The 26,020-nt window shown below is 47.1% G+C and carries 28 protein-coding genes and 2 pseudogenes; 3 read left to right on the plus strand and 27 right to left on the minus strand.

Going from position 1 to position 26,020, the window contains the following annotated elements:
* Window positions 1-269: 269 nt before the first annotated feature.
* The 5 genes from KGMB01110_RS06850 to dinB form a co-directional block, all read right to left on the minus strand.
* Window positions 270-704 (minus strand): helix-turn-helix transcriptional regulator, encoded by a 435-nt coding sequence (locus tag KGMB01110_RS06850; RefSeq protein ID WP_117739181.1) that lies wholly within the window; start codon window positions 702-704, stop codon window positions 270-272.
* A gap of 628 nt (window positions 705-1,332) precedes the next feature.
* Window positions 1,333-2,166, minus strand: coding sequence for a transcriptional regulator (locus KGMB01110_RS06855; protein WP_243112697.1), 834 nt, complete (start codon window positions 2,164-2,166; stop codon window positions 1,333-1,335).
* A 121-nt stretch (window positions 2,167-2,287) separates the two neighbouring features.
* The gene (locus tag KGMB01110_RS06860; protein WP_154266625.1) at window positions 2,288-2,533 is read right to left on the minus strand and encodes a hypothetical protein; all 246 of its coding nucleotides are present in this window, start codon (window positions 2,531-2,533) and stop codon (window positions 2,288-2,290) included.
* A 14-nt stretch (window positions 2,534-2,547) separates the two neighbouring features.
* On the minus strand, window positions 2,548-2,790 hold the full coding sequence (locus KGMB01110_RS06865; protein WP_119297896.1) for a LexA family protein: 243 nt from the start codon (window positions 2,788-2,790) through the stop codon (window positions 2,548-2,550).
* Between the two features lie 42 nt (window positions 2,791-2,832).
* Window positions 2,833-4,083, minus strand: a complete 1,251-nt coding sequence (gene dinB, locus KGMB01110_RS06870; protein WP_119297897.1) for a DNA polymerase IV — start codon at window positions 4,081-4,083, stop codon at window positions 2,833-2,835.
* 235 nt (window positions 4,084-4,318) lie between these two features.
* Between dinB and KGMB01110_RS06875 the strand changes: the two genes are divergently transcribed.
* The 3 genes from KGMB01110_RS06875 to KGMB01110_RS06885 all read left to right on the plus strand — a co-directional run bounded on the left by KGMB01110_RS06875 (window position 4,319) and on the right by KGMB01110_RS06885 (window position 5,847).
* On the plus strand, window positions 4,319-5,053 hold the full coding sequence (locus KGMB01110_RS06875) for a helix-turn-helix domain-containing protein (protein ID WP_119297898.1): 735 nt from the start codon (window positions 4,319-4,321) through the stop codon (window positions 5,051-5,053).
* Between the two features lie 84 nt (window positions 5,054-5,137).
* Entirely contained in the window at window positions 5,138-5,338 is a 201-nt protein-coding gene (locus tag KGMB01110_RS06880) for a helix-turn-helix transcriptional regulator (protein ID WP_004611564.1), read from the plus strand.
* Between the two features lie 302 nt (window positions 5,339-5,640).
* Window positions 5,641-5,847 (plus strand): hypothetical protein, encoded by a 207-nt coding sequence (locus KGMB01110_RS06885; RefSeq protein WP_117781706.1) that lies wholly within the window; start codon window positions 5,641-5,643, stop codon window positions 5,845-5,847.
* Window position 5,848: 1 nt separating this feature from the next.
* On the opposite strand, the gene KGMB01110_RS06890 is transcribed toward KGMB01110_RS06885, so the two are convergent.
* The 22 genes and pseudogenes from KGMB01110_RS06890 to KGMB01110_RS06995 all read right to left on the minus strand — a co-directional run bounded on the left by KGMB01110_RS06890 (window position 5,849) and on the right by KGMB01110_RS06995 (window position 26,016).
* Window positions 5,849-11,575 carry an InlB B-repeat-containing protein gene (locus KGMB01110_RS06890; protein WP_119297899.1) on the minus strand — a complete coding sequence of 1,909 codons (5,727 nt, stop codon included), beginning with the start codon at window positions 11,573-11,575 and terminating at the stop codon, window positions 5,849-5,851.
* Window positions 11,572-11,925, minus strand: coding sequence for a glycosyltransferase (locus KGMB01110_RS06895; RefSeq protein WP_119297900.1), 354 nt, complete (start codon window positions 11,923-11,925; stop codon window positions 11,572-11,574). Before KGMB01110_RS06895 ends, KGMB01110_RS06890 begins: the two co-directional genes overlap by 4 nt.
* 158 nt (window positions 11,926-12,083) lie before the next feature.
* On the minus strand, window positions 12,084-12,713 hold the full coding sequence (locus tag KGMB01110_RS06900; protein ID WP_243112699.1) for a PrsW family glutamic-type intramembrane protease: 630 nt from the start codon (window positions 12,711-12,713) through the stop codon (window positions 12,084-12,086).
* Window positions 12,710-13,336 carry a histidine kinase gene (locus tag KGMB01110_RS15300; RefSeq protein WP_243112701.1) on the minus strand — a complete coding sequence of 209 codons (627 nt, stop codon included), beginning with the start codon at window positions 13,334-13,336 and terminating at the stop codon, window positions 12,710-12,712. Before KGMB01110_RS15300 ends, KGMB01110_RS06900 begins: the two co-directional genes overlap by 4 nt.
* On the minus strand, window positions 13,323-13,685 hold the full coding sequence (locus tag KGMB01110_RS06910; RefSeq protein ID WP_118662832.1) for a DUF4179 domain-containing protein: 363 nt from the start codon (window positions 13,683-13,685) through the stop codon (window positions 13,323-13,325). The genes KGMB01110_RS15300 and KGMB01110_RS06910 overlap by 14 nt, the downstream gene beginning before the upstream one ends.
* Window positions 13,672-14,220, minus strand: a complete 549-nt coding sequence (locus KGMB01110_RS06915; protein WP_242972113.1) for an RNA polymerase sigma factor — start codon at window positions 14,218-14,220, stop codon at window positions 13,672-13,674. Before KGMB01110_RS06915 ends, KGMB01110_RS06910 begins: the two co-directional genes overlap by 14 nt.
* Before the next feature lie 48 nt (window positions 14,221-14,268).
* Window positions 14,269-14,478, minus strand: coding sequence for a helix-turn-helix domain-containing protein (locus KGMB01110_RS06920; RefSeq protein ID WP_158707401.1), 210 nt, complete (start codon window positions 14,476-14,478; stop codon window positions 14,269-14,271).
* Window positions 14,479-14,589: 111 nt separating this feature from the next.
* A pseudogene (locus KGMB01110_RS15305) lies at window positions 14,590-15,144 on the minus strand (DUF6674 family protein); the annotation flags it as partial.
* 2 nt (window positions 15,145-15,146) lie between these two features.
* Window positions 15,147-15,314, minus strand: a pseudogene (locus KGMB01110_RS06930) (lantibiotic ABC transporter ATP-binding protein); the annotation flags it as partial.
* A 123-nt stretch (window positions 15,315-15,437) separates the two neighbouring features.
* Complete coding sequence (locus KGMB01110_RS06935) at window positions 15,438-15,833, minus strand: DUF6483 family protein (RefSeq protein ID WP_118659925.1); 396 nt, start codon at window positions 15,831-15,833, stop codon at window positions 15,438-15,440.
* Between the two features lie 76 nt (window positions 15,834-15,909).
* Window positions 15,910-16,107 (minus strand): DUF6440 family protein, encoded by a 198-nt coding sequence (locus tag KGMB01110_RS06940; RefSeq protein ID WP_119297902.1) that lies wholly within the window; start codon window positions 16,105-16,107, stop codon window positions 15,910-15,912.
* A 55-nt stretch (window positions 16,108-16,162) separates the two neighbouring features.
* Window positions 16,163-16,579, minus strand: coding sequence for a YjdF family protein (locus KGMB01110_RS06945; protein ID WP_004614496.1), 417 nt, complete (start codon window positions 16,577-16,579; stop codon window positions 16,163-16,165).
* A gap of 217 nt (window positions 16,580-16,796) precedes the next feature.
* Window positions 16,797-17,177 (minus strand): mannose-1-phosphate guanylyltransferase, encoded by a 381-nt coding sequence (locus tag KGMB01110_RS06950; protein ID WP_119297903.1) that lies wholly within the window; start codon window positions 17,175-17,177, stop codon window positions 16,797-16,799.
* Between the two features lie 75 nt (window positions 17,178-17,252).
* Window positions 17,253-17,594: an MmcQ/YjbR family DNA-binding protein gene (locus tag KGMB01110_RS06955; RefSeq protein ID WP_119297904.1), complete on the minus strand. Its 342-nt coding sequence runs from the start codon at window positions 17,592-17,594 to the stop codon at window positions 17,253-17,255.
* Window positions 17,595-17,686: 92 nt separating this feature from the next.
* A complete protein-coding gene (locus tag KGMB01110_RS06960) occupies window positions 17,687-19,378 on the minus strand; it encodes a lysozyme family protein (RefSeq protein ID WP_119297905.1) in 1,692 nt (563 codons plus the stop codon).
* 29 nt (window positions 19,379-19,407) lie between these two features.
* Entirely contained in the window at window positions 19,408-19,755 is a 348-nt protein-coding gene (locus KGMB01110_RS06965; protein ID WP_119297906.1) for a hypothetical protein, read from the minus strand.
* Window positions 19,755-22,085: a VirB4-like conjugal transfer ATPase, CD1110 family gene (locus tag KGMB01110_RS06970; protein ID WP_330426413.1), complete on the minus strand. Its 2,331-nt coding sequence runs from the start codon at window positions 22,083-22,085 to the stop codon at window positions 19,755-19,757. Before KGMB01110_RS06970 ends, KGMB01110_RS06965 begins: the two co-directional genes overlap by 1 nt.
* Window positions 22,078-22,518, minus strand: coding sequence for a PrgI family protein (locus tag KGMB01110_RS06975; RefSeq protein WP_119297907.1), 441 nt, complete (start codon window positions 22,516-22,518; stop codon window positions 22,078-22,080). The genes KGMB01110_RS06970 and KGMB01110_RS06975 overlap by 8 nt, the downstream gene beginning before the upstream one ends.
* A gap of 3 nt (window positions 22,519-22,521) precedes the next feature.
* Window positions 22,522-22,953 carry a DUF4313 domain-containing protein gene (locus KGMB01110_RS06980; RefSeq protein ID WP_117542463.1) on the minus strand — a complete coding sequence of 144 codons (432 nt, stop codon included), beginning with the start codon at window positions 22,951-22,953 and terminating at the stop codon, window positions 22,522-22,524.
* A 4-nt stretch (window positions 22,954-22,957) separates the two neighbouring features.
* Window positions 22,958-23,800: a hypothetical protein gene (locus KGMB01110_RS06985; RefSeq protein ID WP_174714249.1), complete on the minus strand. Its 843-nt coding sequence runs from the start codon at window positions 23,798-23,800 to the stop codon at window positions 22,958-22,960.
* 85 nt (window positions 23,801-23,885) lie between these two features.
* A complete protein-coding gene (locus KGMB01110_RS06990; protein ID WP_118660171.1) occupies window positions 23,886-24,203 on the minus strand; it encodes a glutamyl-tRNA amidotransferase in 318 nt (105 codons plus the stop codon).
* Between the two features lie 88 nt (window positions 24,204-24,291).
* Window positions 24,292-26,016 (minus strand): VirD4-like conjugal transfer protein, CD1115 family, encoded by a 1,725-nt coding sequence (locus KGMB01110_RS06995; protein WP_243112860.1) that lies wholly within the window; start codon window positions 26,014-26,016, stop codon window positions 24,292-24,294.
* Window positions 26,017-26,020 lie beyond the last annotated feature (4 nt).

Below are 26,020 nucleotides of genomic sequence, written 5' to 3' on the forward strand. Positions count from 1 at the left end.
GTATCATTATCCCCTCGTAAGTGATCTTCGCAAAAGACCGCCACGATCCTTGTTTCAGTTAAAGATGATTCGCTCGAAACAAAAACACCACAAAAGAACTCTGCCTCTCACTTTCTGGTCTGATTTCTTCCATGCCCTTTTCATCTGTCCTCGCGTCTTCCTGCCACGCTTCTACTTACGGGAACGTACCTGTAATGCTGGTATGAGATTATCAAAGTACACTGGCAAAATTTATCTGCCTATTAAATAGCCGACGAAAAACGCCATAATTATTCAATTTTTGATAAATTTTTTAATTTTTTTCTCAAACGGTTTCTTTTGGTATAAATCGTCTGTTCTGCCATTCCCATAATCTTAGCAACTTCTCTTCCCGAATATCCCCATGTACTGAGTAAGAGGATTTCCAGTGTCTGATGCTCCGTTTCTTTCAATAGTTCATAGATTCGCTTATCACCTATGTGATTCAGAAGCTCCTTTACATCCCTTGCAAACAGCTCGCTGTCCTTTTCTTTTATGGAATCCATATCCTGCATCATTTCATCCAGATGTTCCCGGTATCTGCGCTCTTCCAGAAAATCTTCCCGGTCCATCTGGCGCAGCTTTTGGATCTTCTCTTCTTCCATTCCCAGTTCACGCAATTTCTTTTCTTCCTGTTCTTTCCAATAATTCCACTTTCGTTCTTCACTTGTCTTGTTATAAGCCATTTATCTTTCCTCCGATCTGATTTTTCGTATAGAAATCAAATCGGAGCATGGCGGTGACCGAATATGTGGTGTCCCACAATTCTCGAAAAATATCGAATAAAAAAGTGCTGCAACCAGTTCGATCACAACACTTTGCTTTTTATTCCCATTTTGTTGTCTTAAGCACTTTCTTTGATACAAATATAATTCTTCTCCTTGTTATACCTCTTCTTAAAACACCACAAAGAAAAGTATATAAAAAAAGGCTGTCAAAACCGTGTTATATACCAGTCACTTAACAGTCATTTTTCGCATTATCCGACATCTTTCGACATTTCTTCTGAATCCGTTAATATCCAAATACTTTCTCACCTTCTTTCGTCCCTTCGGAATTATCTCACATTCTCAAAATCATCTTCAGAGCCTTCATACAGAGAACCTTCCACTGGCGGCTTTTCTTGCATACTTTGATATAAAAACTGCCAGGATTTTATCCCCGGCAGTCCACTTCTTCGATATTCAGTTATTCTGTTGGAAACATTGCTGTCTCCAGCTTGCTTCTTTCGGTTTCAGACAGCTCATACGTCCCAGAATGATTCTTTTCCACTTTTACAGTTACCATCACCAAATCTCCACACTTTTGCTATTCTTATTTTACAAACTCAGCCGAATAATAATACATATACTCATTATCTGTATCTATGTATTCTCCTGTAATGTCCTGTATCGGCAACGAACTCACTCCTTGTTCGCCATAGATCAGTGCTGCCAATCCTTGCTCTGTTCCGTACTCTATCGTGCTTTTGTTCTCTATAGAGGTCGCAGATCTTCCATAATATTCTCTGTTTGCAACACCTTCCAAGATTGGCGTTTCTGTCATATATTTTGAATATTCATCTGCTGCAATAAGCTTTGCAGTAAAATTATCAAAATCCGGAGTGATGACAATCAATCCATTTTTTGCAGATTTCACGTCCTCATAGGAAAGTTCCAAAACTCGTTTATGAGAAACTCGTTTTCCAGAATGATATTCTGACAAGTAAACGTATAATGCTTGAAATGTATCTTTTGAATTGTATCGAAACATCATGGTTCCATCAATTCCGGACAACAATTCAGCCGTTTTCATTTCTACACTATCTGGATCTACTGCTTCTATATAATTTTGTGGTTGCCGCAATTTATTACATACCATGATTCCAAGAGTAATAGCAAATACTCCCACAGCAATAAGAAGTACAGCAATAATCTTCTTTAAATAACGCTGTTTATGACTACTATCTTTTGATATCTGTATCAGTGTATCTTCCGATTTTTTTTCTACATTAGTTACCTCAATATCTTCACCTGCCAAAAATTCATTTAGACTAATGCCTAATATTTCACATAATTCTAAATACACAGACACATCTGGTAAACAAATACCTGCTCGTGTCAACCCCAGACCAAAAAAAAATGATTTTTTTGTACCCTCAAATATCACTTCCCATTATACCTGCTATTGCAAGCCTTTTGCCGGGAGTTCCGATGAATGTCTGCACATTCCCCGGCTTTGCTGATCTAAAGCCAACTGATATGAATTGTGCTGTCAGCACACAATCACATCAGGCTCCGGCTCTTTCCATAAACCACATATTGTTATCTTCATAGAAAAGGAATATTTCCTTTCCATCTACCACACAGGTATAACGCTCTCCAACGCCGCCAGCCCTTGTACTGGCAGCTCTGCGCTTGTCTTTTACTCGTGTAATCTCATACTTTCTGCCATCTTCCCACGTTATCTCTTTGGGAATGAGCAGTCCGTCCTTTGAAAACTCTGCAAGTACATCAACATATACCTTATTGCTCAATGTAATCACCTTCCTTACAAGATTGCTATTGCTCTGGAAGCATCCATCTTCCTTGCTATATAGCCTTTTTCTTCTAATATTTTCAGATGTGCATAAACACTTGAAGTCGATGCCACCCCTACCATCTTGCATATCTCCTTGATAGTAGGAGCATAACCATTCACACGCTGATATTGCATAATGCTTTCATACACATTCTGCTGCTTCTCCGTCAATGGTGCTCTGTCTACCAGATCAATTCTTGCTGCTTCGCCCATGTTCCGCCTCCCTCTTCTTTACTCTATTGGTACTTGTCGTTGCTAACCTGAAAAGTATCCATGTGGATGTACTGTGTGTTCTTCTTTTGCATTGACTGCCGACAGAATCCTGTCCCGGTACATGAGTCCCCTCTGGATACTGTAAAATCCAAATCTTCTGCGTATCTCATCCACCGCTGAATCCATCTTCATCTGCTTTTCACGCTTCTCCACACTTGAGAACAAATCAATCTGTTCCCAATAATTATCTGTTACTAAGTCTGCACCTCGGACACCAACACTGCGGATTGGTTTGCTCCAGTTATAGTTTTCCTTAAATATCTGATAAGCATATGCAGCTATCTCTCCGGTGATATTAGTTGCATGGTCAATCTTTTTCTGACGGGTAAAAGAGAATAACTCATTATCCCTGACACTTATCTCAACCACTCTGCACCTGAATCCATTCTCACGTAGTCTTGCTGCAACACTCTCAGCCAGAATATAAAGAACAATCTTTACATCCTCATCACATACTAAATCCTTTGGTGTCGTTGTGCTGTTTCCTACCGATTTGATTGGAGCGTGGGTATTCTCCAGCTTGACAGGTGAATCATCATAGCCATTAGCAAACGACCATAAGATACTGCCTATCTTTCCAAGGTGACTGTTAAGCACATCTTCATCTGCTCTTGCAAGATCACCTATAGTTTTGATACCAAATAATGCAAGCTTTCTGTTCGTACTTTTGCCAACGTATAAAAGATCTGCCACCGGAAGTGACCATGCCTTCTGCTTAAACTCACTCTTATACATAGTTGTGATTGCATCAGGCTTCTTATAATCAGAACCAAGCTTTGCAAATATCTTATTGAAAGAAACACCAACACTTACTGTGATGCCAAGCTCTGACTTCATTCTCCTGCTGATTTCCTGTGCAATGAGCAATCCATCTCCTTTAAGAGAACTGCTCCCTGTCACATCAAGCCAGCACTCATCAATTCCATATGGCTCCTGTCTGTCCGTATATTCTGCATATATCTCATGAGCCATTCTTGAGAACCGAAGATATAAGTCCATTCTTGGTGATACAAATGTTATGTCCGGACAGACCTGCTTTGCCTGCCAGAGTGCCATTCCTGTTTTCACACCGTACTTCTTGGCAATATGGTCGGCTGTTAAGACAATCCCATGTCTTGCCTCCGGGTCACCGCCTACTGCCAGTGGCTTTCCTGCAAGCTCCGGATGATGCAGATGCTCAATCGAAGCATAGCAACAGTTGATATCTGAATGAAGTATTACCCTGTCTCCCATCTGCATAACCTCCTGCATTTAATCTGTCACTACCATAACCTTTAGTCCAAGTATATGAGTAATGTTTCTTACAGGGCATAGTATAACCCCAAGAATAATCGACTGTCAACGGACACATGTGTCCTTTTTCTCATTATATTGGATTTTTAACTTGAATAATTGGCACTATTGCTATATACTATGGAGTGAAAAGAGACATTTGAAATCAACAAAATGAAAGAAAAGAGGCGTATGTATGTACTCAATCGGAGAAATCATTTCATCATATAGAAAAAAGAAAGGCTTGCTCCAACAGGATCTCGCTGATGAACTGGCAAAGGAAGGCATTACCATTTCCTATAAAGCCATATCCAACTGGGAGAGAAATCTTGCTGAACCAAGCGTTACCATATTTTACAAAGTGTGTAGAATCCTTGGTATTACTAACATGTATGAAGCATATTTTGGAGTAAATCCTGCTGATCCTTTTTCATCACTTACAGATGAAGGCAGGGAAAAAGCTATGGATTATATTAATCTGCTCCACGCATCCGGAATGTATGAAAAGCAGACTGCTAAGATAATTCCATTCCGAAGCATTGATATTTTTGAAAATGCTGTATCAGCCGGAACCGGTAACTTCCTTGTAGACGGACCGAAAGAGACTGTATGTATAGATGAATCTATCTTACCGGAAGATACTACTTTCGGTGTCCGTATTAGTGGTGACAGTATGGAACCTGAATTCCACGATGGTCAGATTGCATGGGTATTACAGCAGGAATCTGTTGCTAATGGAGAAATCGGTATCTTCGCTCTAAACGGAGAAGCCTATATTAAAAAATTGCAAAACGATACAGACGGAATCTTCCTTATCTCGCTTAATGAAAAGTATGCACCTATCAAGGTTAGTGAAAATGACCGCTTAGACATATTTGGAAAAGTTCTTGGAAAATCTGATGCTTCTGCTATTACAGGGCATTGCCGATAAAATTGCAAGTCCTTTTTATCGGACACATCATTTTGCATAATTGACAATAAGAAAATATCTATAGAACTGAAAGAAGGGATTTTTATGGCGGTTACCAATAATATCCGAGAAATCCGAGAACAGCGTGGCATTTACCAGGATGACCTTGCCGCTGCTATCGGATACAGCACCAAAACTGTCGGCAGGATAGAGCGTGGGGACAGCACCCCCTCCGCCGAGTTTATGCTTAGGATTTCAAAATACTTTAATATGCTGGTGGAAGATGTCTTCCATGTGGAAGATTGAGCTGGGTATTATGCCCAACTCATCTTCTCAGCTCTGCAAACTGAAATTGAACTAAATCGCTGTGCAATGGCCTGCGAAGGCTGTGGCACAGTTTTCTCTTTAACTTAAAAAGGCAGTAGATAATGAGCACTAAAAGTAGTATTGTTAAATCACCACAAAATAACAATCAAACAGGATCATCATTAACACTGCCATGAATAGAATAACACCAGAATCTCTTTTTCTCAAGAGGGTATCTTTAATACGTGAACCTCCATGATGGCAGTGACTCATTAACGTTACTAGTATCATGGAGGTTTATTATGTACGAAAAATATTTTAACAAGCTCAGAGAGGAATGCCTGATTCGTAACAGGTCCTCCCGAACTGCAGATACCTATATCAACAACATACGTCACTTTATGAAGTGGACAGGCTATAAATCAATGGAAGATTTCTTCTCCAGTCCAAGCGAAAGGGCGATGACGGCAATGTCCGTCACCGCCCTTTGCTCAAAGGTTCGCAGCTGATTTATTCAGCGTTTTCTTTCTTCTTTTTGCTGTAAACGGTGATGCCGATCACTACGCCGCCGCAGACAAACAGCAGTGCGATCCAGAGGATCATATTGCTGTTGTCACCGGTCTGCGGAGAATCCGAATCGGTCGGCTTGCCCGGCTCAGTCGGTGTTCCGGTAGCCGGAATCTCAACTGCCGCCTTCTTGTAGCCGCAAACCCTGCACTCCTCATGCTTGGAGCCCTTTTGCGTTGCGGTCGCTTCCTTGTCAACAACCCACTTGAAGTCGTGTGCCGCCTTATCGGCCTTATCTCCGCAAGAGCACTCATGCCAGTGGTTCGTAGCATCGTTCTTCCACTCGCTGCCGTAGCTGTGAGTATGCTCGCCGCCGGTTGCCGGGATAGTTTCGATTGTCATCGTATAACCGCAGACGGTGCATTTCTTATGCTTTGTGCCGCTTGTGGTAGCTGTTGCCGGGGTATCGATGATCCATTCGCCGGCGGTATGCGCTGCTGTATCTTTCTTATCGCCGCAGGAGCACTCATGCCAGTGGTTGTCGGCATCGTTCTTCCACTCGCTGCCGTAGCTGTGAGTATGCTCACCGCCGCCGGTTGCCGGGATAGTTTCGGTTGCCATCGTATAACCGCAGACGGTGCATTCCTTATGCTTTGAGCCGTCGGTTGTAGCAGTTGCCGGGGTGTCGATGATCCATTCGCCGGCGGTATGCGCTGCTGTATCTTTCTTATCGCCGCAGGAGCACTCATGCCAATGGTTGTCGGCATCGTTCTTCCACTCGCTGCCGTAGCTGTGAGTATGCTCACCGCCGCCGGTTGCCGGGATAGTTTCGGTTGCCATCGTATAACCGCAGACGGTGCATTCCTTATGCTTTGAGCCGTCGGTTGTAGCAGTTGCCTGGGTGTCGATAATCCATTCGCCGGCGGTATGCGCTGCTGTATCTTTCTTATCGCCGCAGGAGCACTCATGCCAGTGGTTGTCGGCATCGTTCTTCCACTCGCTGCCGTAGCTGTGAGTATGCTCACCGCCGCCGGTTGCCGGGATAGTTTCGGTTGCCATCGTATAACCGCAGACGGTGCATTCCTTATGCTTTGAGCCGCTTGTGGTAGCTGTTGCCGGAGTGTCGATAATCCATTCGCCGGCGGTATGCGCCGCCTTGCTGCCCTCGATGATCACGCCGCAGCCGACAACGGTGCACTCTTTCCAGTGATCGGTATTATCGGACTTCCAGTCGGAAGCGCTATGACCTGTTGCCGCAAGGATTACGCTTGTCTTGTCGGTAATTTCGGATGCACCGGTTGCATCCTCAAACCACTTGTCACAGCCGTCGCAGGTGTAATATGCCGTGTTGCCTTTCTCCGTGCAAGTAGGAGCCTTTGCGGGAACGAGGGTCAGATTGTGCGTATGCGGTACGGTCTTGTCATATCCGCAGGTGTCGCAGATGTTATCGCTACCGTAATCGTGAGCCGCCTCGTCCTTCTTTTCGTGGCAACGAGAGCATTCTTTCCAATGATTGTCTGTGTCCTTGCTCCAATCGCTTGCCCATGCGTGCCCGAGCTGTGTACCTGCTGCTGTAAAGGTTTCTGTTGTGCTGATCTCTCCGCAGGAGCAGCTCTTGAAATATACTGCATCGTTGGTGCAGTCGGCAGCCGACTTGAGGGTTTCCGGCTTCTGAATTTCCTGATCGTAGGTATGGGTATGGGGAATTGTGTAGGTCGCTTTCACGCTGACTTCACTGTCAGGCATTATGAAAGTAGTGGTTTCACTGTTCGCATCTTCAAGAGTAGTGTTGCCGCTTTCTACTACCCACTTATCAAACACCTTACCGTCAGGAGCCGCATTTGCGGTCAGAGTAATGGTTGTGCCTTGCGCCGCTTTACTGATTTCGCTTCCTGCACCGATTGTCGCTTTGCCGTCCGTTACGATGACGGAATACTCTTTACTCTCCCAGATTGCATAGAAGGTAGTATCCGAGTTTACTTCATAGGTCGTACCGGAAATAACCGAACCGTCGGCACCGGTTGACCAGCCCTTAAATTGCTTTCCTTCCGGTTCGGTAAAACCGCAGGCTGGCAGGGTGTAGCTGCCGGAAACGCCGGTGACATCTGCCATTGTGCCGCCGCCACCGTTGGCATTGAATCTGACGGTATACTCGTCAGGTGCAGGAGGTGCGTCCTCCCACAGCGCCTTGACTGTGATGTCAGCGGTGACGGTCACAGGGGCGTTCACCGGATACTCCGTACCGTCGATCTCCCATGCCTTGAACTGCTTTCCTTCGGGCGCAATAAACTCGCACTCCGGCAGAGAATACTCGCTGCCGCGCAATACCTTCTTGGCGGGCATTGCGGTGGTGACCTCCTCCGGCAAATCCTCGGGTTCGGAGCCGCCGTTCGCCTCAAAAGTGATGGTATGCTCGTTGCTCTTTTCAAACGTTGCAGTTATGGTGACGTTTTCCTCCGGCTGGGCGAAGGTATAGGTATCATCCTCAACTGCAAAGCTGGCGGGAGTACCGTTGATGGACAGCGTACTGAGCATATAGCCCTCATTGGGTGCAATGGAGAGCATGACAAGGTCGTCCTTGCAGAACAGGGGCGTGCCGTCCTCGGCGGTTTCTGTGGCATTCACCACCGTGACTGTGCCGTTTTCACTGCTTGCAGCCGTTACCCTGTACTGCGGTGCACCAGCCACCGTTACCTCTACCGTAACCGTCTGCAAGGCTTCCTGCTCCGGTGGGACGACAATGTCCATGCCCGACAGGTCAAGCGTTCCGTTCACGGTAAAGTGCTGCTCCTGTTTGGCCGCTGGAACATAGTCCGCCGCCTCGTCCCATTTGACCGGAACCGAAACGCTCTGATTCCCACTGGCCGCCGTCCGGACGGTGACCGTGGCAGGCAGCGATTCAGACAGCACCGCGCCATGCGGGAGCTTCTGCTCGTCGAGCGTATCGACATGGGCCAGCGTGTTCCAGCGGACCTTGTTTTTCAGATAGAAAATCGTATTTCCACAGGAGTCTCTGATATAAATATTGTGGTAGACATTGTCGTCCATGTCCGCCGGGATCGTATAAATGCCGTTTTCATCCGGCTTCAGAACCGTTTGGCCGTCCTGCACCGTAACCGGCGTCTCGTCATGCACCTTGAACTGCAAATTGCCCCAGTAGGTCGTGCCTTCCACCGCGGCTGTGCTCGAATTGGCTTTGCCTTTCAGCTCCTTGCCGGAGGGATGCACTGTGGCCGCCGGATCTGAGCAGTCCAGTATGAGCTTCGGGGAGGAGACGTATTTCGTCCCCACCTCATTTGTAGCCTTGGCGTAGACATACCACTCGCCATGGTAGTCCTCAAAGGAGGGACCTATGAGGGTAAGACTCCAAGATTCCGAATTGTATTTATACCATTTAATGCTGCCTTTGTCATCCAGCTCCTTCAGCTCATTTAGTGTATAGCGCGTGGCCGTTTCAAAATAGTAGCTGGTTTCGTCAGATGAAATCCCAAGACTCACAGCATAGCCCTCTCCGTACTTGTCTACCGGATCGACATAGCAGAATTCATCCGGCGCATCCGCACGATAGTCCCAAAAGCTTTTGTTTCCTACACGAACCGTCAGCGTAGGCAGTTCCGTTTTCGGGATCACCAGCAAAAACTTCCGGTTCGAGTTGATGATGCCGAAGTTATAGTCATTATTCTCCCCGCGGCTTATTTTGATGTCCTCGTTATCCCAGTCGACAAAATAGGCTTCCTTCGGCAGATGATCGAACGGCAGTTCCAGTTCAGACCCGTGCGGCACGCCAAGGTGGAGGATCGTGCTGCTCGGGTCGTTTCTGTCACTCAGGATCAGGACCCGGTGCCTTCTGTACAGAGTTATCTTTGTTGTGGTGCTGTTGCCCGCATTGTCCGTAACGACGACCTCATACACAAGTCCTTCGTCATTGTTGCCGCCTTCCGGCGCGGTCAGCTGATAAGCCTGTCCGGTCTGCACGGTCTGCTCCTCACCGTTGATCGTCACAGACTTGATGCCAGAGGACACCTCCTTGTCTCTCACCGGGTCGCTGACTGTGAAGCTGATCGTACCGGGCTGCCCGTCGTCGGTGTCGTCGGCGGTATACTCCATTCCATTCGCAATTCCCTCGGTCACCGGAGGCGTGGTGTCCTTCGCCAACACAACCCCGCATACGGTGCACTTCTTTTCCTGGTTTTCCCACTCTCCGGGAATATGCTCACCGTCCGGTACAGGTCCACGCTCTAGCGGATTCCGGGCCGGGCAGCGTGTGCATCCCCAGACATGACAGCCATTCCGGTTTTTCCAGCCGTAGGTATGGTTTCCCTCGCAGGAGGTCTCCATCATTTTCACATCAAGATCAGTTATCGCCCATCCGTAGTTCTGCGTGTATGGCAGAGTCAGCAGCGACAGGTCAATCATTCCGTCGCTGTCCGGAATCAGGAAATCAGTGAGATGCATGAAGTAGCTCGGTTTCCCATCCGTTCTGAGCGCGTGACCGTTAGCCGTCAGCATGACGATCTTTCCATTCTTTGAGCCGACCTTTATCCGGTCGTTCGTCGCGATTGACGGATCCGCCACGAGCTGCTCCGGTTTGTAAACAATGTCGCCGTAGCCGACAGCCGCTGCGTCCGAGCCGTTGCTGCGGTAATTGGTCGACAGATTCAGAGTGGCGTCGGTAAGGGTTATGTCCATTCCGCGGCACCAGCGACCGCCGCCTATCGCCGCTCCGTAGTGTCCTGTCGCCGTCACAACGCCGCCCGTCACCGTGATATTACGGGCGGGGACATACTGCCCACCGCCGATACCCGCGCCGTTGTAGCCGCCTTTGGTCGTGACCGTGCCGCCGGAAATGTAAATGTCGTGGGCGGCGTTGATGCCATTCATATCCTGCTCTGTTTTCCAGCAGCCGCCGCCGATACCAGCGCCTCCCTCACCGCCTTGAGCGCTGACTGTGCCACCATAAATATAGATCTCACTGCCGCGCCCCTCATAACTGCCGCCAATACCGGAAGCAAATCTGCCGCCGGTGGCTTGTATCGTACCGGAGTAGAAATACAGCTTCTCACCGGCACCTCCCCGACCGGCACCGATACCAGCACCGTTTCTGCCGCCGATGGCCGCTATGGTGCCGCCCCAGTAGTCAGGATTGCTCCGAGAGCCAAAGTGCATATTCACGCCGTGACCGTACATATCCAGGTTGAACAGACTTTCTGCGATATTCCGGGTCGCATAGCTGCCGCCGATGCCCGCCGCTTTGTTGCCGCCCTTGCAGGTCACCGTGGTGCCTGTGCGCGCCAGAACATAAAGCTGACCCTCGCTGCGGTTTTTCTGTATTGCCGCGCGGCCGTCGGCGCCTTGCAGGGAGCTGTTCTTGCCGATGAAATACAGATAAGCTGAAGCCTTCTTATTTAATTCAATAGCCGGCCCCTTGGAACTGGGACTCCTCTCGATATTTACGCCGTCAATAAATATGTGGGGCGCAGCTTTGTCTCCCTTGATGAAGATCTTCCAATTCCATGTCCATGTGTCCCTCTCCTTGTCGGGAACGGACGAGTAGATGTAGTAGCTCCGACTGTCCTTAATGGTGATGTCCGATGTCCGGTTGTACACGTCAATGCTCACGTCGTACTTCGGGACGGTGTCCATCGGCCCGTCCGCCGCCGATACGGTCGTCGGCAAAAGGCCAAGCACCATGCAGCACAGCAGCAGGACGCTGAGTATTCGTTTCTTCATTGGCTTTTCTCCTCCTTTTCGTGTCGGGCGGGCTTGTCCGTCCCGTGTTTTTTCTGGTTTTCTCTGGTTCTGAGCCGGAAGCACAGTGCAGTGATAGCTGACGCTGCGGCAAAGGAAATAACGGCTACCAGCACATAGCCGCCTGCGTCCTCCCGCAGCAGCATTGTGCCGAACACGCCCTGTGCGGCGGTCTGTCCCCGCACTATAAGTGCGTCCGCTACCTTGGCAAGTGCCGTGAATAACATCAGGCACAAAGCAGATAGGCTTATTGCCTCGCACCGCTGCCTCCGGCGGGTGTTTTCCCGCACCCGCTGCTTGACGAGTGCGACCCGTCTTGCGGTATCATACATATTGTTTGAACCCCCTTTCCGGTTTGTCTGAAACTGTAATAAAAACCCTTTCACTTATATAGGTACAAAAAATCGAAAAAACTCTCACCAAAAACGAAAAATTTTTTAAAAAAATTTGAGAGCCGCCAAAAAGCAGCTCTCAAGTAGAGGATGTTCAGTTATTTTCTCTGCGATAATCGGAAAGCAGACAATCTTACCGCCGCCACCAGCAGCACCGGCATGGCGTAGGCGATGTACTGCGCCGCGCCGCCGTGGGCGATGAGCAAATTGTAGATGGCGTGGAGGGTGATGGCCGCGCCCAGCAGCCCGCAGGTGCCCGCGATCTTCAGCCATGTCCGCCGCCATGTGTATGCAAGCCCGCCGCCCACGATCAGGCCGCAGAGGACGTGCATGGCTCCCGTGCCGAAGCCCCGGAAGAAGATGAAGGAGAAGCGGTCCGCGCCGTTCTGGATGAGATAGCACACGTTTTCAAAGGTGGCGAAGCTCAGGGCGAGCGTGATGGCGGCGGGCTTAATTCTCTCGCTCTCCGGCTCAAACACCAGAAGATAGAACACCAGCGGCAGCAGCTTCATCATTTCCTCCACCACCGGCGCAATCTCCGCCGTGGCGGCAAGGGCGTCCGCCTGACACACCGCCGCGAGGAAGGTGTTGATATAGGCCGAAAGCAGGCACACCCCCATCCCGGCAATGCAGAACAGGAAGAAGCGGAGCTGCCGCCTGCCCATGCACAAAGCGGCCACCAGCAGGGGAGATACCATGCAGAGGAAGATGTTTTCGATGTAGGTCATGCGTCCACCGCCTTTCTCGTGGCGGGCAGCAGGCCGAGAATGGCGAGCGTCAGCAGCATATCGCACCAGAAGGTGGGGCTTGCCAGAGAGGTATCCGGCCAAAAGCAGCCCACCGTCCAAAGCAGATACTCCGCAAACGCAAAGCACAGCACGCCGATGTGGTAGTACCGCATATTCCGCGCCGTGCCTGTCTGCCCATTGGCGTAGACCAGTCCACGGATGGCGCAGAAGGAGAGCCAAATCATCATGCCGCACCAGATCAGGTTGGAGAGAATATCCCCGAAGGTGCAGTAGAACGCCAGCAGCGGTGCGCCGATCAGCGGCGCAAGCCATGCAGAGCGGCTACGGAAGCTGCGCTCGTCCTGAGTGGCGAGAGTTTCTTGCAAAATGTGCAGGAAGATGAGGCTCGCCACCCAGCCGAACTCCGATACATAAAAAATGTGCGGCGTGGTATTGAACAGCAGCAGATACAGCGTCCAGTAGAATGCGCCGAGGGCAAAGCAACCGTAGAAACACAGCAGAAGAAAATCCGCCTGCCTGCGGCTTTTCCAGTAGAAGATACCCGAAAGCAGCGCACCGACGAATGTGACCAGCAGTTGCAGCAGGTTTTCAATCAGCTCCATGCACATCCTCGCTTTCCTCATCCTGTCTGTCCTCTCGGTTCATCTGCCGCAGCAGGAAGCACAGAACGGTCACGCACACGCCGAGTAAAAACGCCAGAAGCCCGATGACGATGTATCCCAAAGCCGCACCGTCGTGAAAGATGCTTGCCGCCGTTTCAAAGCCCACATAATCCCCAGTCCGGATGCTTGCAGCAATGCCGGGCATGGCGAGGGACGCACCGATGAGCAGCACAAGGCACGCCGCCACGGCAGAAACCATGGTAATTGTATTACGACGCAGCCGTTTCTCCCGCTCAATTTTGGCGATGCGCCGCTTTGTCTCCGCAACACGCTCTTCATAGCTCCGCATTAGTGATTCCCTCCAGTTCTAATAGCCTTCGCAGGCTCTTTTTTCCGCGATACACCATGTTGGTGATCTGCTTTACCGTTTTTCCCGTGACCTCCGCTGCCTGTGCGTAACTCATATCCTCAAAATAGGTGAGATACAGCACCTCCCGATAGTCCGGGTTCATTTCGTCCATGCAGAAGTGCAGAACGCGGTTTCGCTCCTCCGTCCGAATGACCTCCTCCGCCAGCAGCCGTCCGTCCGGCTCGCCGGTCAGCGTATCGAGGCTGAACAGGGGCTTCCGTTTGCTCTTATGGCGCAGCGCCATGTGCCGCGCCGCCTTATAGAGATACGCCTTGAAGCCGCCGTCCCGTATCTTCGGCTTTTTGGTGAACAGATAGGCGAAAACGTCCAGCATCAGCTCCTCCGCCTCGTGAACGTCATGCAGATAGCCGTCGATATACAGGGTCAGGGGGTCGCCGTATTTTTTCATCAGGGCATTGAGCCCTTCGTCGTCGCCGTTCAGATATTGGCGGTACAAGCTCTCGTCGCAGGCCATAGCGTTCACCTCCTTTTTGCGGATGCTTCCCATGCAGAGGGGTATCCGTCAGGTGCTTGTCCTGCCGGAATCGCGGTGCTGTCCTTGAAAGCGCGGGTCGGACGGTTTCTCCGCATTTTCCGGGATCGCCCATGAACGTCCGAACCGGGACGCGCCGGGAATCCGCCCTTCGGCGCAGTATTGGTTGACCCGCCGCTCTGACACGCCCCAACGGTAAGACGCCTCCCGAATGGAGATATAGCCCTTGATCCCGTTCATACCGCACCTCCGCATGGATAATACTCAATACGATACATTATATACGAATATCCGAATAAAAGCAAGCCCACACGGACGTTGGGACGCAGAATCTCTCCCACGTCCTCATATCTATCTGGCTTTATCTTCTCTTACCTTTGATACTTCCTTATGTGACGCTTCCTGCTTCACCTCATCCGCACCTCTAGCCTCAAATGCATCTGCATTATACTGATACTCCTGTGGTTCAGCGACCATCGGCGAATTTACAATCTCTGCTTCTACTCGCTCAGCTTCTGCCCTCTCCGGCTCTGTCTGTTTCAGATTCATCGTATTCTCTATATGCTTTTCCTTATCAAGCTGCACATTCATCGCCAGATTATCCAGCTTATCAATCGAAGCGTCCAGATGAAGCTTCATTGATACAAGCATCTTTTTCACTGCTTTCATAGGTGCAAGCACCGCCTTTGTAATGGGATGTTTCTGCTCTTTCTGAGAATAATCCACCTCCGGCTTGTCAGCAAAAGTACGGAATGCATTGGCTGCTGTCTGCCCGGCTTCACGAAAACCTTTTGCAAGAAGTGCTGTCTTTGCTATATCCTTATCTGTAGTCTTGATTGCTCCTATTACATTTTCCCGGATATCAAGAATTCTTTTCTTAATTCCTAAGAACTCCGACACCCTATGCCTTAACCCTCCCTGTGATTGTTTTTTACAACGTCCATAAAAAGCTGTTCCAAATTTTCGTTTGCATTAAGTTTCCCCTCATAGCCTAAGACGCCGCCCGCAATAATACCGATGTGGTCAGCGGTCTGTTGTACCTCGGAGAGAATATGACTTGATAAAATAACGGTAATAAAAGTAATAATATAAATAATCGGTAATAATATTTTCATATAATCACACTCCTTTTTCTTTATTCCATTTTCCAAGTACTACAACTTTCGAGTTGTTAAAGTTCACAAGTCGAAAATTCTGCATTACTCATCATCCTTAATCATATATAACAAATTATTATATTCTGACTGCACAAGTAATTGCTTAAAACCAGAAAGCACTTCTTCTTTTGTATAATTGTTGTTAATCAAAAACTCACTATCTTTCTCACTAAGGTATTGATAGAAAAGAGCTGCCGCCATCACATCATCATTATTTGTATAATCAATGTTATCTAAAAGTATATTCTCCGCTTCGTTAATTTGCCCTGAATCAATCATATCAAGAAAACTTTTCAAATTTTTCCCTGACACTTCATATTTGTTTTCTTTTTCAAACTCAACAGAAACATACTTTTTCCCACATATTAAAGAAAATAATATTTTCACCATTTCTTTTATCATTCGCATAATGTAATCTTTCTCATCTGAAAAATACATTTTCCACCTCCATAAATTCCAGTTGAACTAAATCGCTGCGCGATGGCCTGCGAAGGCTGTGGCGCAGCGATTTAGTTCAATTGGAATTTGACTTTGTAACTATGACTTTTCCTTCAGAATCCAGAAGAGGTGTAATACCAGCCCCGTATCCAGATTTCCAACAAAGATAATTAACACCAGTCTCCTTATCTACAAGAATTTGGCGAACCCCATCATCCTTAAGCGAACTTCCATCTCTAAATATAACTTCAAATCTTTCTTCTTTCTTTGCCATGTTTATTTCTCCTCGTTAAGTGTTAATTTTCGATTTGAACGAGTCCAGCAAGGGGCTAATGCCCCTTATGCTTTTCTCTTTTCTTTTGCTGTTTCATTTCAAACATTCGCAGTTCTTCCGCTTCTTTTTTCTCTCTGCTTCTGATCTTACATTCCTGTTTATTCTGTTCCTGTTGTAATTTCAATGCTTGCTGCGATTTTGTTCCAATACCAGTTTCCTGCATTTGCCTTCTCGCTTCACGCTGCATCCTTTTTGGATTTCTCTTTATATCCTTTACAACAGCATCAACAGCCGGACTGAATTTCAAACTGGCATAATGTTTTTGGATATATTCCTGCACCTCATAATCTTTTGGTTCTGCACCAAAGGTTACTTTTGCTACAGACAACTTACCGTCCTCGATACGCTCAAATACGCCTATCCAGAATGGTTCTTCAAAATACACCGTCAGTTTTCCATTTACTTTGTCCATAAGAATCCCTCCCAAAATAATTGTTGAACAAAGAATGGACAACCCGGAGGGGCAGGTTACTTACCCTATTTACATAGGACGGCTGGGCTACCTACCAGCTCTAAGTACATTGCTAAATGTACATTGCGTTTTTATCTTTGTATTTATAATCAAGCCATATGGCGCGATTAACTTAGAATGTCAAACAATGATTTATCCAATTAAGACAACTGAAATTTTATTCTTTGTCGTTCAAAAGATTATTTACTCTTTCAACTGGAAATCTGTCTTCAATGTCAATTATTTCAAACAAATTTAGGGGTAATTCTTTCTCTCCAATCAGAGTAAGATATTCATTAACAGCTCTGCGGTCAATCATAATTTTCCCATGACCGGCCCAATGACGATTTCTCTCTCTCTTTTTCAAGCCAGAAATCCAATATTCATCGCCGTTTTCAATATCTACATAGTTAGAATAACCACCATTATATTTTTGAAAAGCATGGTCATTAAAGTAAATGGTTTTCTTGGTTTTTGAAGTTTTCACATATCCAATCCATGCTGGACCATCATCAGAATATCCTGTTTTTAGTTCAATATACATTAAATCTTTAATCATTTATATCACTCCTAAATCACGATTTATCATCCCACTTTATTTCTTCTATTCGACTGTCCATTTCTTGTTTCTCTGTCATTTTTTCTGTTCATCAACGATATCGTAGCCCATATCAAGCATATCTAAAACTTTCGAATCACTGACAGTCCCATCTACTGGAACTGCCAGCCAGTGTTTCTGATTCATGTACTTTGCCGGAGCAAGGTGATACATTTCGATATAATTGCTTATCATATCTGACTCTGCCTGAACTTCCATGATTGACATTACAGATTCGTCTGATTGATAAAAAATAGCATAGGGAATGTTGTTTCTCTGGTTTTTAAAGATTGTGATCTGCTTTCCATTTTGTGTGATTCTCTCCGGGTTGGCTGGATATTGCTTTTTGATGTATTCGAATATTTCTTGTTGATTCATGAGAGGATTCCTTCTTTTTCACTAGTTCTTCTTTTTATTTTGTCGCAATTTTCCCCAGATTACAAGTATAATTTTTTATCTCTCCAATTCCATCAATTTATCACCCCATATCCCATGATGGAGGCATAATCCATCGCATAGTTTCTCTGCCGTACCTGATCACGGGAGTTTCCTTCCACTGTGTAGACTCTTCCACCTTCGCATTTCTCTACAATTCCCACATGGTCCGAGTTTCCATCATGATCCCAGTCGAAAAAGATGAGCATTCCGGCTGTCGGGGTTGTTCCACCACTCTGCCACTTATTCTTTCCCTGAAACCAGGACACTCCGTCACTGCACAATGAGAACTTGGGAACATTCCCACTCTCAATCAGACCGCTTTGGTCCGCACACCAGCTCACAAAACAGGCACACCATTCCACCCGGCTGTCAAATCCATACCAGCTCCAGAACTTCTGACCGCCACTGTTTCCAAGCTGCCCCATTGCAACCGATACGATCTGCTGATTTCCAAACAAACCAGAAAACAGGCTGCCACCGGAATAATACCGCATCACATGGGGAACATATTGGGGATCTCCGTAACGGCTCCATCCATGCGAAGCTGCCTGTTGCTGTGAAAACTGCAGGGCATTGGCTTCTGTATAACCGCCTCTTTGCAATGCCCATCCTATGTATCCATTTCCATAGTTATATCCCTGCCATGCAAGTTTCAGCTTGTCCAGATTCTGTGGGGTGCTGCATCCTGCCTGACTGATGCAGTCTGCGAATGTCTTGACTCCCACTTCGATGGAATAATCCGGCTCTGTAATGGAGCCGGGACTGTGTGGAAATCTGGTATTGTATGGACTCTCCGAACACTGCATCGGGTCTGTCCCCCTTCCCCCGGATTCCTGCATCATGATAGCCTGAAGCGCAGATACATATTCCGGGATACCGTACTGGGAGGCATAGCGCTGGATGACGGAAGTATACGCAAGCACTTCCTCACTTAAGGATTCGGAACTTTCCGAACCACTGCTAAACGCTGCCCCGGCAATGATTCCGGCAATCAGGATAAACACTACAAGAAATGCCATCCCTCCTGCGGCAAACCATTTTCCCATTTCTCCCAGGGCGGCTGTTGCTTTTTGTATGGCTGCTGTAATCCCCTGCATAGAAAGCTTTGCCCCTTTTCCGGTCGTCTGAAGGACTGCTTCTCCCCTTTCTGCTGATACTACTGCGGATTTTCTTGCCATCTGGACTGCTCTTGCTTTCTGCATCGCCTGTGCACCTTTTTCTACCTGCCATTTCTGCATGGATGCCTGTGTTTTTATTTTCTCCTGAGACAGACCGGATACTTTTACCACTCTCGGTGCTGCTTTCACCTGCCGTTTACCATTCTCCTTGGCAAGTGCCGCCTGCTCCGGTTTCAGCTTGATTAATTTCTTTCCGCTTTCTGCCCCCTGCTCCATTGCTTCTTCGGCAGCTTTCACTTCTTTCTGTCTGCTTTTTCTTTCCTTTATCTTCCGATAAGTCACTCCGGCAAGTTTTTTTCCACCTTGATATGTTGTTTTCCCTACCGTTTTTCCTGCTACACTCGCCGTCCTGTACTGTACGGATTCTATTTTTTCAGCACCATACTGTGTCAGGGATTCTGATTGGCTGCCAGTTTTTCCCGGTAGTTCCCTTGGCTTTTCTTTTGCCTCCAGTACCGTCTGGCGAACCAGCTCTTTCGGAAGCCGGGCAGCCGGATTACGAATCTTCGGATTCTTATCCCTTACCCGTTCCTTGATATCTCTCATCCGGTCACCCTCTTTCCGTATCTTTTACCTCATCGGGCTGCATTCCGATATTTTTTCTTTTCCTGCTGTTTCTGTAACTGTTCTACTCTTCGGATGGCTTCATTTACCAGTGGATGCTCATTGTAGTATGGCACAAGCTCCAACAGTTCCCTGTCTTTCGCAGATAGTGGCAACGGATATTCCAGATCCGAGTAAAAAGAGTCTGGATCATGGATGGAAAATTCAATTGCCGGACACATATTGCCAGATGTTTTACAATACTTCCTGTACTTTTTATATGCCTCTTCCAGTGAGTTACATTTTGTATATTCGCCCATCTCATGGAATTCGCCGCATTCTGCAGCGTAAAAGGTAATGGTGATCTCTTCTTTTTTCATTACGATTCTCCCGGTTTTGTTGTCATTAGTTTATAGAGTTCTGTATTCTTTGGGAACGTGTTCTCAAACGGAACGATATTCCCGGAACATCGGATCAGGCCACTGCCGACTGCCACGTTTGTGATATAAGACAGTTGGTTCTCCGAGATGTTCAAAAGGGCAGCCAGTTCTTCCCGGTCTGTACTTGCCTGATTCAACAGGATCAGGAATTCACTGTTGGCGAGCATAAGTCTTGCCGTATCGGATTTCAAAAGTTCCTCCACATTTTGCGTAAGCCCTGTCACGAATCCATTGTATTTACGGATTCTCTTATAAAGCCGGTAGAAGAAATTCGCACTGTATTCATAACGGAATAACAGATAGAACTCATCTGCAAAGATCCATGTGGTTTTCCCTTCTTTCCAGTTCTGGATCACCCTGTTGAAAATGCTGTCTAAGGTAACCAGCATTCCAAGTGGCATCAACTGTTCCCCCAGTTCCCGGATATCATAATCCATGATCCGGTTCTTCTTATTCACATTGGTCGGCTGTGCAAAGGTGTTCAGACTTCCATTGATAAAGAGTTCGGAGGAAAGTGCGAGCCCTCTTGCTTCTTCCTCCGGCTGTAACATCAACTGCCGGTACATATCTTTCAGTGTCGGAACTTCCCCGGTATACCCGCTTCGGATATAATCCCGGTACACATCTGCAGCACAGCGGTCCAGGATGGACTTTTCTTTTGCCGACAGATTTCCTGCCCCGACCAACTGTTCAAATACAGACAGGATGAACTCCGACTTTTCAATCAGTGGGTTCTTTTCATTTCCATAAGCTGCATCCATATCCATTGCATTCAAATGGTTATCGGATGTTGCAGATACTTTTACGACCTGACCGCCCAGAGCCTCTACTAGTTTCGTAAATTCGGACTCCGGGTCAAGGATCAGGATATCATCATCCGTAGCCAGTGCCAGATGCACGATCTCTTCTTTTGCCGAGAAACTCTTTCCCGAACCACTGACACCCAATCGGAAACTGTTTCCATTCATTAGTTTCTTCCGGTCGGCTACCAACAGATTCTTACTGACTGCATTCTGCCCGTAATAGATGCCGCCCGGCTGCAGGATTTCCTGCGTATGGAACGGAATCAAAACAGCCGTGGATTCGGTTGTCAGTGTCCGCAGGGCATTGATTTTTCGCAGTCCGTAAGGCAGCACTGTATTCAGTCCGTCCACTTGCTGCCACTTCAGTGTCGACATCTGGCACAGATGCTTTCTTGCCACCGACAGGAGCAGTTCTGTATCGGAATCCAGCTGTTTTTTACTGTCTGCCAGATGTACCATCGTCAGAATCCCGAACATCATCCGTTGGTCTCTGGTTGTCAGATCATCCAGCATTTCTTTCGTCTCTTTCCTTTGCAACTCCATATCGTATGGGACGATAGCTGAAAAGTTATTGTTTGCGTTCTGTCTTCTCTGCCAGTTGGTCACATTTGTTTCCACCCCAAGCAGACGGTTCTGGATTTCCCTTACCGCCTCATCTGTAGGGACTGGCAGGATGTCGATGGACAACATCAGATTCCGGCTGAAGTCACACAGCTCCGAGATCATGTCATCTTTCACATAACTGGCATAGTCCTGCATATACAGAACCCTTCCGTACCTGTCCCCGATCCGGAAATGGTCCCGTTCAAACTCCATTGAGTCTGGGCACATCCAGTCTTTGAAGCTTGTCCCCTTCTTGGCAAATTGTTTCAGGTCAAACGGAAATGCCTGTGGGACATCTCCTTTGAAAAAGTCCCGGAAGATCTGGAGCCGGCTTTCTGCATCCAGTCCTTCTGCTGTAGAGGACAGCTTTGCCAGATGTGTCACGATGTCTGTTCCGATTCGTGCAAAGTAGGTTCTCGCTTCGTCAATGGATTTTTTATGCACACTGACAGTCAGATACCGTTCCTGATAGATGCTGTTATTCGTTCCTGTGATCTTGGACAGGAGCATTTCGTTGTATTCTTCCCGATAGTGGTCCAGTCCATCTTCCTTCATTGGAAGCAGAATAGACTTTTCGAATTCTTCTTTATTGATTCTCCGGTTATTAATGGTAATTTTGGCAGAAATGCCGGAATCCAGTGAGTTTAAGAGTTCCGAATAATCCAGAAACATCTCGGTCTTATTGTCTTTACTCGCAATGTAATAATTGATATCGGTAAAACGAAATGTTTTCGAAAACTTCGTTCCCTGTTGAAAGATTCCATCCGGCCAGATCCGCTGGATAGGAATCGCCTGTTGAACGGATCTTGGAACTTTGAACCGTTCCTTGTCCATCCGCAGTGCCTGACTTAAGGTTTTAATCAAGGGCATCACTCCTTCCCTTTTGTTTCTTTCCCTGTTTTACTTCTGCTTTCCGTTCCCGTTCTTTTAAGATTTCTGCTCCATCCTTTTGGTTCTTTTCTCCCAGCGAGATGGTCTCCTGCATACAGGAATGGTAGAGATTTTCCGACTGAAACACCAGTTTTTTCGGATACAGAAGTTCTGATTTGATTACTGCCCACAAAAACTGCTCGGCCGTCATCCCATGATATTTGAAGAACCCACAGGCAGCAAACGGAGCCGCCCCGATCACACACAGCCATCCGGTGACTTCCTGCCCGGTAATGTCACGCATCCCAAAGTAGATCCCGATTGCTGTAAGGATGGCAAGAACCGAACACACGCATTGCCGCAGGTCCAGTCCCATAAACATGGATTCCTGATAGTCTCGGATTTCTTTATTCATCTTGACTTCCATAACTTATCGCTCCTTTCCTCTGTTTTGCTTTTTCACTTTCTTTGGTTTCTCTTTTGGCAGTTCGATTCCCATCATTTTGCAATGTTCTGCAACGCCCTCCGGATCAAATTCTGCAAGCCTTGCAAGGTCAAATGCCACTTTCTGATAGGTTCCATATCCAGACTTTGCTGTTTCATCTAATACTTTGCCAAGCTTATGCGCCTTAATAAAACGAATCATATCTTTGGTAAAGTCTCCGGTTATATATGCTTCATTTGGCTCTAAAAAAGAAAATGGCAGATTGATCGTTACATCTCCAAAATCTTCCCATTCTCCCTCTTCCCTGTGGCAAAGTCCTACATATAAGTTCCCATTATTCCTGTAAGAGCTTACTCGAATCGCTACTTCCTCATGTCCATATTCCCAGTCGTATCCTAACGTCTTATTTGTATCCATCTTCTTAACCTCCAAGTCCCATCATTTCTCTTACGATTCGGTCAGATGCCTTGATTGCTCCGACCAGAACCAGTAAATTAAATACCAGTTCCCCTACATAGTTCCACACGATTGTAACTGCACTCAGCCCTGTATCCCCCACTGCCGGAGGGCTTGCGGCATAGGCAGAATAGATGATACATGCCAGTGCAATGATCGCCCCTTCCAGACACACACCCACATAAGAACGGAGAAAGTTCTTTCCGATGGATTGTGTAGGTTCTCCTGCAAAAGAGGAGATCGGGATCGGGGCGATTGCGGTATACATATAGATTTTGAACATCCTGCCATACACCGTCAGGATCATGACAAACGACAGTACTGTGATCAGCAGACTTCCAAGCAGTGTCACGATCCATAACGGGATAGATTCCAGCATTCCCACACTTTCGATCTTATCTACGATCTCTGTCGGCAGTTCGGTCACGCTTCCTGTCATGCCGGAACCACTCATTACCGTGGTCACAATTCCCTGCACAATCGAAAACAGCGCCTGCATCAGCTCCATCCCATAGGTGATTGCCCCCTGCGCCAGTGCAAACCGGATAAATGCTTTTAATACGTGTTCCGGTTTCTTAAGGTCCGTAAAACTCCCACAGGTTTTGACGATCCCGGCTGCGAAAAACAGCACCAGCAGTCCATATGCGATGGCTGTCAGTGCATCATTGATATTGGTCATAATGCGCCAGATGCCGCCGCCTTTAAAAGTTGCCGGATTTTCGGTAAGCAGCGTCCACAGTTCTGCCATCTTTTCACTCCATGTGGATAGTGCCGAGTTCAGATTCTGTACAATCCAGTTATCACTCAAAAATTCTCACCTCCTAGAAAATGGTTTTGAATACAGGAGCACCTTCCGGTACTCCTGCGGTTTCCTTCTATCTTTTTTCAGAGGCTTACGCCATGATCAGGTCCAGGATCTCTTTGGCGAACGTAATGATCACGCCTCCGGCCAGTGTCAGAAATCCATTTGCCCTCTGGCTTGGATCATGGCTTTTTAAGGACAGTCCTACCTGCACCACTCCAAATCCAAGCAGGATCAAGCCGATGGCACGGATCAGTGAGAAGATGAATGTAGACAGGTTATTGATCACCGACAGCGGATCTCCGGCTGCAAACACCGTGGTTGTCCCTACGGTTGCAATAAGAACCAGTGTCATATAAAGCCCCATCCATTTCTTCTGCTTTCTCCCCATCGGCATCGGGGTTGTCATTTTTTCCGTTGTATTCTTTTTTGTTCTATTTTTTTCTCCTGCGAGAAGTTTCTTCAATACACATCACTCCAATCCATAAGAAAAACTGCTATTCACCAAGGATGTCCTCGGTAGAGAGCAGTTCATAATCGTCTAATCTGTTAATGTCAATGTTTAAATCGTCGTGAGCCAGTGGTGTTTTCGCATAGTCATAAGGCGATGCACCACCGTCCTCTGTGTATCTGAAATTCACATGCTTTTTTAAATCATATTTATCGTCCATGATCGGACGTTCCCCACGAATAAACAAAATCGCTTTGCGATTATCTAAAAGCCGTATTTCATCCGGTGTTAAAAGTTCCCTTCCAGTCTGCTGATAATTCACCGAATAGCTGCCGCTACGCCCTTTTGTCTGTCCGTAGGTATTGGTATCCAATGTCTCTTTTCCCAATAATTCCGAGACATACTTATGTCCTTCTTTTTCATTTCCACCCAAATATAAAAATTCATCGCAGTTGCCGATCAGACTCTCATACGAGTCTTTAAACAAGGCTTTCATCTGTGCAATGTTCTGGATGATGATACTGCAGGAAATCCCTCTGGAACGCATGGTTGCCAGAATCTTGTCAAAGTCATCCGGCAATGCTACGTTTGGCCATTCGTCCATAATGCAGTGTACCGGAATCGGAAGCCTTCCTCCGTACTTCCGGTCTGCCACATAATACAGTGTCTGAAACAGATTGCTGTAAATCATGCCGACCAGATAATTCATACTGGTGTCCGCATCTGGAATACAGCAAAACAGTGCCACTTTTTTCTCCCCGATACTGTATAAGTCCAGTTCGTCTGTACAGGTCAGATTGGCGATCTGTTTCAGATTGAACGCTGCCAGACGGACACCAACAGAAATCAAAATCGACTTCGCAGTCTTGCCGGCCGCCTGCTTGTAAATCGCATACTGCTTGACCGCAATACTCTCTGGGTCCCGCATTTCCAGTCTCTCAAACAAAATATCCAGTGGGGACTGGTAATCCTCATCATCTTCTTTTACCTGTGCACTGCCAAGCATTTCCATGATCATCGGGAAGTTCTGTTCTTCCGGTGGTGCCTCATGCAGCAAATACAGCATAAGTGCCTGTAAAAGTGCAGTCTCGGACTTTTCCCAGAACGGGTCTGAACTCTGCGCTCCCTTCGGTGTTGTGTTGCGGATCAGGTTATTGATCAGCTTCAGTACATCCTTATCATCCCGGACATACGCAAACGGGTTATAACACCAAGAAGTCTCCGGATTGATTAAATCAAAAACCCGGACTTCGTATCCATTCCGTTCCAGAACACTTCCGGTTTTACGCAAAAGTTCTGCCTTGGGATCAGTAATCACCATCGAACAGTTGCACTGCATGATATTTGGGATTGCATACGTCCGGCTCTTTCCTGCCCCGGAACCTCCGACTACCAGCACATTTAGATTTCGTTTGTGCTTATAACCGTCCAGCCCCATGCGGAAATGCTGTGTTAAAAGCAGATTCTGGGTGTACTGTTTTTCGCAGTAACGTCTGCAGATTTCGGACACATTGCCCCATTTTGCGGAGCCATGTTCCACACCTCTTCTATAATTTCTTTTTTGGGATTCATAAATACCAATGCCTAAGAAATAGGCTGCTGTGAATATCAGAATACATTGGAACGTATACGGGGTATACGTGATAAAAAACGGCTGTTCGAGTTTTTCGCTCAGCGTTTCTAAGATTTGAATAAAATTCTTATCCGGTGTAATAGCACAGGCAGTGATCGCTGCCGCCCACCAGACAAATGGCAGAAAGACAAGATACAGAACC

The sequence above is a fragment of the Mediterraneibacter butyricigenes genome, assembly GCF_003574295.1.
GTDB classification, from domain to species: domain Bacteria; phylum Bacillota; class Clostridia; order Lachnospirales; family Lachnospiraceae; genus Mediterraneibacter_A; species Mediterraneibacter_A butyricigenes.

What these genes read in the sequence shown, in the direction of transcription:
- KGMB01110_RS06850 (WP_117739181.1), bottom strand. Translation starts at nt 704, where the DNA reads ATGGCTTATAACAAGACAAGTGAAGAACGAAAGTGGAATTATTGGAAA.
- KGMB01110_RS06865 (WP_119297896.1), bottom strand. Translation starts at nt 2,790, where the DNA reads ATGGGCGAAGCAGCAAGAATTGATCTGGTAGACAGAGCACCATTGACG.
- dinB (WP_119297897.1), bottom strand. Translation starts at nt 4,083, where the DNA reads ATGGGAGACAGGGTAATACTTCATTCAGATATCAACTGTTGCTATGCT.
- KGMB01110_RS06875 (WP_119297898.1), top strand. Translation starts at nt 4,319, where the DNA reads ATGTACTCAATCGGAGAAATCATTTCATCATATAGAAAAAAGAAAGGC.
- KGMB01110_RS06880 (WP_004611564.1), top strand. Translation starts at nt 5,138, where the DNA reads ATGGCGGTTACCAATAATATCCGAGAAATCCGAGAACAGCGTGGCATT.
- KGMB01110_RS06885 (WP_117781706.1), top strand. Translation starts at nt 5,641, where the DNA reads ATGTACGAAAAATATTTTAACAAGCTCAGAGAGGAATGCCTGATTCGT.
- KGMB01110_RS06890 (WP_119297899.1), bottom strand. Translation starts at nt 11,575, where the DNA reads ATGAAGAAACGAATACTCAGCGTCCTGCTGCTGTGCTGCATGGTGCTT.
- KGMB01110_RS06895 (WP_119297900.1), bottom strand. Translation starts at nt 11,925, where the DNA reads ATGTATGATACCGCAAGACGGGTCGCACTCGTCAAGCAGCGGGTGCGG.
- KGMB01110_RS06900 (WP_243112699.1), bottom strand. Translation starts at nt 12,713, where the DNA reads ATGACCTACATCGAAAACATCTTCCTCTGCATGGTATCTCCCCTGCTG.
- KGMB01110_RS15300 (WP_243112701.1), bottom strand. Translation starts at nt 13,336, where the DNA reads ATGGAGCTGATTGAAAACCTGCTGCAACTGCTGGTCACATTCGTCGGT.
- KGMB01110_RS06910 (WP_118662832.1), bottom strand. Translation starts at nt 13,685, where the DNA reads ATGCGGAGCTATGAAGAGCGTGTTGCGGAGACAAAGCGGCGCATCGCC.
- KGMB01110_RS06915 (WP_242972113.1), bottom strand. Translation starts at nt 14,220, where the DNA reads ATGGCCTGCGACGAGAGCTTGTACCGCCAATATCTGAACGGCGACGAC.
- KGMB01110_RS06920 (WP_158707401.1), bottom strand. Translation starts at nt 14,478, where the DNA reads ATGAACGGGATCAAGGGCTATATCTCCATTCGGGAGGCGTCTTACCGT.
- KGMB01110_RS06935 (WP_118659925.1), bottom strand. Translation starts at nt 15,833, where the DNA reads ATGTATTTTTCAGATGAGAAAGATTACATTATGCGAATGATAAAAGAA.
- KGMB01110_RS06940 (WP_119297902.1), bottom strand. Translation starts at nt 16,107, where the DNA reads ATGGCAAAGAAAGAAGAAAGATTTGAAGTTATATTTAGAGATGGAAGT.
- KGMB01110_RS06945 (WP_004614496.1), bottom strand. Translation starts at nt 16,579, where the DNA reads ATGGACAAAGTAAATGGAAAACTGACGGTGTATTTTGAAGAACCATTC.
- KGMB01110_RS06950 (WP_119297903.1), bottom strand. Translation starts at nt 17,177, where the DNA reads ATGATTAAAGATTTAATGTATATTGAACTAAAAACAGGATATTCTGAT.
- KGMB01110_RS06955 (WP_119297904.1), bottom strand. Translation starts at nt 17,594, where the DNA reads ATGAATCAACAAGAAATATTCGAATACATCAAAAAGCAATATCCAGCC.
- KGMB01110_RS06960 (WP_119297905.1), bottom strand. Translation starts at nt 19,378, where the DNA reads ATGAGAGATATCAAGGAACGGGTAAGGGATAAGAATCCGAAGATTCGT.
- KGMB01110_RS06965 (WP_119297906.1), bottom strand. Translation starts at nt 19,755, where the DNA reads ATGAAAAAAGAAGAGATCACCATTACCTTTTACGCTGCAGAATGCGGC.
- KGMB01110_RS06975 (WP_119297907.1), bottom strand. Translation starts at nt 22,518, where the DNA reads ATGGAAGTCAAGATGAATAAAGAAATCCGAGACTATCAGGAATCCATG.
- KGMB01110_RS06980 (WP_117542463.1), bottom strand. Translation starts at nt 22,953, where the DNA reads ATGGATACAAATAAGACGTTAGGATACGACTGGGAATATGGACATGAG.
- KGMB01110_RS06990 (WP_118660171.1), bottom strand. Translation starts at nt 24,203, where the DNA reads ATGACAACCCCGATGCCGATGGGGAGAAAGCAGAAGAAATGGATGGGG.